Here is a 5,000-nt window from a genome sequence, read left to right on the forward strand (position 1 = left end):
TGATGGCAAACCATGGGCGGATGATACAATTGATGCACTGGGAAATTTGTCTATGCATCGCCATTGTATCGAAAAGAAATTGAATCGACCAATTGCATCATTTTGTGCGTCATTTTCCTCGGCGAGCCGCAGGCCGAGCGGATTGAGGTGCGATGAGGGTTGGAGATGACAGACGACGCGATCCTGCAACTGTATCCACATACGGCGACGCTGCCGCTCAAGGGGCTGTATCTTGGGCATGAGCTGCGTCGGATGGCAACGCAGACGCCCTTCGTCTACGCCAACTTTGTCGCCAGCCTCGACGGGCGCATCGCCATTCCGGATCAAGAAAAAGGCGGCATGAAAGTGCCTCCTCAAATCGCCAACGAGCGAGACTGGCGTCTCTTCCAGGAGCTGGCGATCCAGGCCGACCTGATCATCACCACCGGCCGCTATCTGCGCGACTATGCGGCGGGCAAGGCGCAGGAGATTTTGCGCGTCTACGACGACCCGCGCTTCGCCGATCTGCAGGCGTGGCGGGCGGCGCAAGGGCTCCCGCCGCAGCCTGACCTGGTCGTCGTCAGCGGGTCGCTCGATTTTCCGATCCCGGCGGCGTTGACGCATGGCGGGCGACGCGTGCTCGTCGTCACGCATCGCAAGGCCGATCCAGAGCGCGTCCGCGCCCTGGAAGCTGAACTTGGGCAGGTGCTGACGGCGGGCGACGAAAAGGTGCAGGGTCGCGCATTTGTGCAGCTGATGGGAGAAATGGGCTATCGATTCATCTACTCCGCCGCCGGACCGCAGATCGCGCACATGTTGCTGGCGGATGGCGCGTTGGATCGCCTTTATCTGACGCAAGTTTGTCGCGTCCTGGGCGGGGCGCCCTTCTCCAGCATCGTGGAAGGGCCGCAGTTGGAGGTGAATCTGCCGCTGCTTCGCCTCTACTACGATCCCCATGTGTTCGATGCTGCAGGTCAGTTGTTCGCCTGCTACGGAAGACGCGAGGCCGTTGTGATATAATTGCGGCTATGCACCTGGACTACGACTATCGGCCGCGACGACGTCGGCAGCGGGGGGTCTGGCGTTTCTGGCCGTTGTATCTGCTGATCGCCGTCGCCATCGTGCTCTATGAAACGCAGCCGGCCTGGCTGTTTGAACGTCCGCTGGAGCCAACGCCGACGCCCACGCGCAGCGCAGCTTCCTTCCTGGCCGAAGCTCAGACTGCCCTCTTACGCGGGGACTACACAGGCGCCATCGCCGCCTATGAGAGGGTCGCCGCCTTGGATCCGCAAAACCCCGAGCCTTACATCGTCAAGTCGCGACTGTTTCTGATCGAAGGCAATGCGGAGGCGGCGCGCGAGGTGGCGGCGAAAGCCGTCGAGGTGGCGCCTTCCGATCCGGAGGCGCTGGCGGCGCTGGCGCGTGCGGAAGATTGGCTGGGCAACTACGAAACCGCCATGCGTTATGCACTGGACGCCTATGAGTTGCAGCCGGACAACGCAGAGACGCTGGCAATCATCTCCGAAATTTACACCGACGTCGGCAATCTGGCGCAGGCGGAGGCCTACATCAACCGGGCGCTCGAGCTGGAGCCGGAGAATGTGCTGGCGTTGCGCAACAAGGCATATCTGTTGGATCGACAAGGACGAGGGCGGGAAGCGATCCAGGCGCTGGAGCAGGCATTGGCGCTTGCGCCGCAGCGCGCCGACCTTTACCTGGAAAAGGCGCGCATCTATCGCATTCGCTTGGGAGATTTCGCCAATGCCATCGCCGCCTATCGCTCTGCAGTGGACGCCAGCAGAACCCCGCAGACGTTGACGGCGCTCGGCGAAGGGCTGTACATCACCGGCGATCATCTTGTCGCCATTCGTACCCTCAATCAAGCGCTGGAACTGGACCCTAACTACGCCCCTGCGCTGATCACCTTGGGCATGGCCCTGTACGCCCGACGCAACTACGAGGACGCCGCTGCCGCCCTGGACAAGGGATTGCGGTTGATGGGCGATGCCGCGCGCGAGGAACATTTCTACACTGCAGGATTGGCGCACGTTTATAAAGAGCCTCGTGAGTGCGAGGAAGCTGTCGTATGGTTGCAAAAAGCGTTGGAAAAGAACCCACAAAGCGGCCCCGCTTTGGCAGGAATGAGGCTCTGCGCCGGTGCGGTCAACAACTGAACGGAGTCTGTTCCAGAAGCCGCCGTTCGACGCCTGCATATTTCGCAGGCGCTCAGCGTTGCTCCATCTTTTTCTGAGAACCCATTCAGGTGCGAAATGACCTTCCATCGCTCGCGTTTGAAATCCACATTGCCGGAGCGAGCGTCCTGGCGCCGTGCAGGCAAACAGCCCGATGGTCTCCGTCCGCCCGCCGCCGCGAAGGCGGGCGCCAAACCTGCTGCAGCGCCGTCCCCTCCTCGTCGCAGCGCGACCACGCGCACCACGACCAGCAAACGGCGCATTCAACGGCGCAGGACGGCGATGGAGCTCATCCAATACCCCCTTCAGGCGACGCGACAGGCTGTCTTCGACCTGCGTCGCTTCTTTCTGGTGCTGGGGCTGACGGCGACGGTCTTCTGGTTGCCGTTTCCCGACAACCTCTCGGTGGAAGGTCAGCGCGCCATTGCGCTCTTTGTGTTCACCGGCGCCATGCTTGCGCTGGAGCCTGCTCCGCTGCCCATTGCGGCGCTCCTGGTTCCGGTCGCCCAGGTGGCGTTGGGCATCGACGATGTGGGCGGCGCCTTCGGGGCATTTGCACAGCCGTCGCTTTTTCTGGTGCTTTCGAGCCTCTTTCTGGCCGAGGCGCTGCGCAAGCACGGCCTGACGAGACGGCTGGCCATCTACGCCATCGTCTCCAGCGGCGGACATCTGCCGAGGCTGCTCTTCAACCTGATGTTGATGACGACGCTGCTGAGCATGTGGGTGCTCAACACTGCGACCACCGCTGTGTTGATCCCCGTGGCGCTCACCATCGCCCAATATGTGCCGCAGCCCGAACAAGCGCGACGCGTCATGGCGGCCCTTGTGCTCGGCATCGCCTACGCCGCCAGCCTGGGCGGCATGGCGACCGTCGTCGGCAGCGGCGAAAACGCCATCGCCGCCGGCTATCTCAACGCCATCCGACCGTTCACCTTTATGGACTGGGCCATCTACGCTACGCCGATCGTGCTCTTGCTCATGCCCCTGACATGGTGGATGTTGATGCTTGTAGTCAGGCTGCCTCCGATCAGGCTCGAAATTATGCCCACATTGCGCGAATTCGTGCGGCTTGGGCCGCTCACAGAGACGCAACTCAAAATTCTATGGGTGCTCGGCCTTTGTGTGGTGTTGTGGGTCTTCGGCAGCCCGATCGAGGGAATGCTCGGCCTGCCGCAAACACTGCTCAGCAGCGCCATCGTCTCGATCGTGGCCGTCGCCTTTCTGTCGGTCAGCGAGGTCGTCAACTGGAATGACCTCAAGGGCGTCAACTGGGGCATCTTCCTGGTGATCGGAGCCGGCTTCACCCTGGGCGATGCGCTGCAAAAGACCGGCGCCAGCGCCTGGTTCGCCGAGTCGTTGGCGCCGATGCTGGCGCAACTTCCTTTCGTCGTTGTGCTCTTTGCGGTGATCGGCATCAGCTTTTTACTGACTCAGTTTATGAACAATGTGGCGCTGGGCGCCATCCTTGCGCCGCTCTTGATCTCGGTGGGGCAGGCGAGCGGCATCGAACCGGTTCGGCTGGTGTTGCCCGCCTTTCTTGCGCTCGGCATCGCCTATATGCTGCCAGGCGCCTCAGCGCGGATGACGTTGGTGGCGGTGTCAGGCGCCGTCACGCGCAAAGAAATGATCACGACAGGTCTGATCATTGGAGCGCCTTCTGTTTTGCTGATCGGCGTAATTTTTTTAGCATTGACGACACTGGGGCTGATCTGAACGACCTACAGGAGGAAATCTTATGCGCATCTGGTTGATCGGAGCGGATTCCGCCGGCACGGTGGCGCTGCAACAACTTCAGAAGAACCCGGAGATCCAGGTGATCGTGAGCGACGCCATCGAGCGCCCCCAGGCAGTCGAGCGTCGCGTGATCGAACGCGTCGACTATGTCGAGTCGGTGACGCCGCTCAACATCAATCAGCTGGCACGGCGCACCCGACCGGACCTGATTTTGCTGGATCGGAGCGCACTCCAGCGCGCCTACGGTCGCCTTTCAGAAGGGTTCACCTTCGCCGAGTCTATTCAGGAAGAGATCGCCGCAGCCAGTGAATGGCCTTGCATTGTGCTTTAATGACCCATCCCTGTTCGGGAGAGATTACTGTGGACCCTGCTGCGACGCCGAACAACTTAACCGCCTACCGGCTGCAAGGTTTTGTGGGCAGCCGCGCCCGCCTTCTTACGCTGCATGAATGGTTGACCGGCCGGGATGATTTGCCGGCCATCGCCATCAGCGGAGAACAGGGCGACGGCAAGAGCACGTTGGCCGTCGCCGCCGCCTGGAACCATTTCCACCACTTCTCCGACGGCATCATCCAGGTCAGCCCTGCAGGCATCAGCCCTTTCCGCCTCTACGACGTGGTGCGCACGATGGATACGGTGCTGGGCACTGCGCTCACGCGCTCCAGCGACGATCGCTGGGGCATCGGCATCCTCGAACAACTGTACAAGCGACGCCGTCTGTTGATCCTCGACAAACTGGCGGGCGCCACCGAACGCGAGCTCGCCACCCTGGTGGAAATTATCGGGCATCTCCATGAAAGTGAAGGCAAGTCGCGCATCATCCTGATCGATCGCAAGTTCAGCGCCAATATCGCCAGTTTGGTGCAGCACCAACACATCCATCTGACCGGCCTTCCTCGCGAGGATTTGGATGCGTTCATTGCGGCGCGCGCGCCGCAGACCGTGCGCGGGAGAGCGCAACGCCACGCCGAGGCGATCTACACGTTGGCTCAAAGCAGCCCGATGTGCATGCGTTTCATTTTTGGGCTGTTGGAAGAGTTCTCTTTCGATGAGCTGGAGAGCGCATTGCGCAACCTGGGCGGACAGGAGGGCGAC

At 61.5% G+C, this 5,000-nt stretch carries 5 protein-coding genes (1 of these 5 running past the window's edge); all 5 read left to right on the top strand.

Translation table 11 applies throughout. From position 1 onward, the window contains the following. Nucleotides 1-165 precede the first annotated feature (165 nt). Entirely contained in the window at nt 166-999 is an 834-nt protein-coding gene (locus tag Q0367_RS00210; protein WP_298980537.1) for a dihydrofolate reductase family protein, read from the top strand. 8 nt (nt 1,000-1,007) lie between these two features. Beyond that, nucleotides 1,008-2,153: a lipopolysaccharide assembly protein LapB gene (locus tag Q0367_RS00215; RefSeq protein ID WP_297629952.1), complete on the top strand. Its 1,146-nt coding sequence runs from the start codon at nt 1,008-1,010 to the stop codon at nt 2,151-2,153. A 96-nt stretch (nt 2,154-2,249) separates the two neighbouring features. Further along, nucleotides 2,250-3,884, top strand: coding sequence for a DASS family sodium-coupled anion symporter (locus Q0367_RS00220; protein WP_297629955.1), 1,635 nt, complete (start codon nt 2,250-2,252; stop codon nt 3,882-3,884). Between the two features lie 22 nt (nt 3,885-3,906). Beyond that, the gene (locus tag Q0367_RS00225) at nt 3,907-4,236 is read left to right on the top strand and encodes a hypothetical protein (RefSeq protein WP_297629958.1); all 330 of its coding nucleotides are present in this window, start codon (nt 3,907-3,909) and stop codon (nt 4,234-4,236) included. Nucleotides 4,237-4,265: 29 nt separating this feature from the next. Next, a protein-coding gene (locus Q0367_RS00230; RefSeq protein WP_298980538.1) for a tetratricopeptide repeat protein crosses the window boundary here: on the top strand, nt 4,266-5,000 show its 5' end (the start). It continues 1,443 nt past the right edge of the window; the window shows 735 of its 2,178 coding nt (coding positions 1-735); its start codon is at nt 4,266-4,268; its stop codon lies beyond the right edge, outside the window.

Origin of the sequence: uncultured Caldilinea sp. (assembly GCF_937128415.1) — a bacterium.
GTDB lineage: Bacteria > Chloroflexota > Anaerolineae > Caldilineales > Caldilineaceae > Caldilinea.

Coding starts and splice junctions, on each gene's coding strand:
- Q0367_RS00210 (WP_298980537.1), top strand. CDS start 166: ATGACAGACGACGCGATCCTGCAACTGTATCCACATACGGCGACGCTG.
- Q0367_RS00215 (WP_297629952.1), top strand. CDS start 1,008: ATGCACCTGGACTACGACTATCGGCCGCGACGACGTCGGCAGCGGGGG.
- Q0367_RS00220 (WP_297629955.1), top strand. CDS start 2,250: ATGACCTTCCATCGCTCGCGTTTGAAATCCACATTGCCGGAGCGAGCG.
- Q0367_RS00225 (WP_297629958.1), top strand. CDS start 3,907: ATGCGCATCTGGTTGATCGGAGCGGATTCCGCCGGCACGGTGGCGCTG.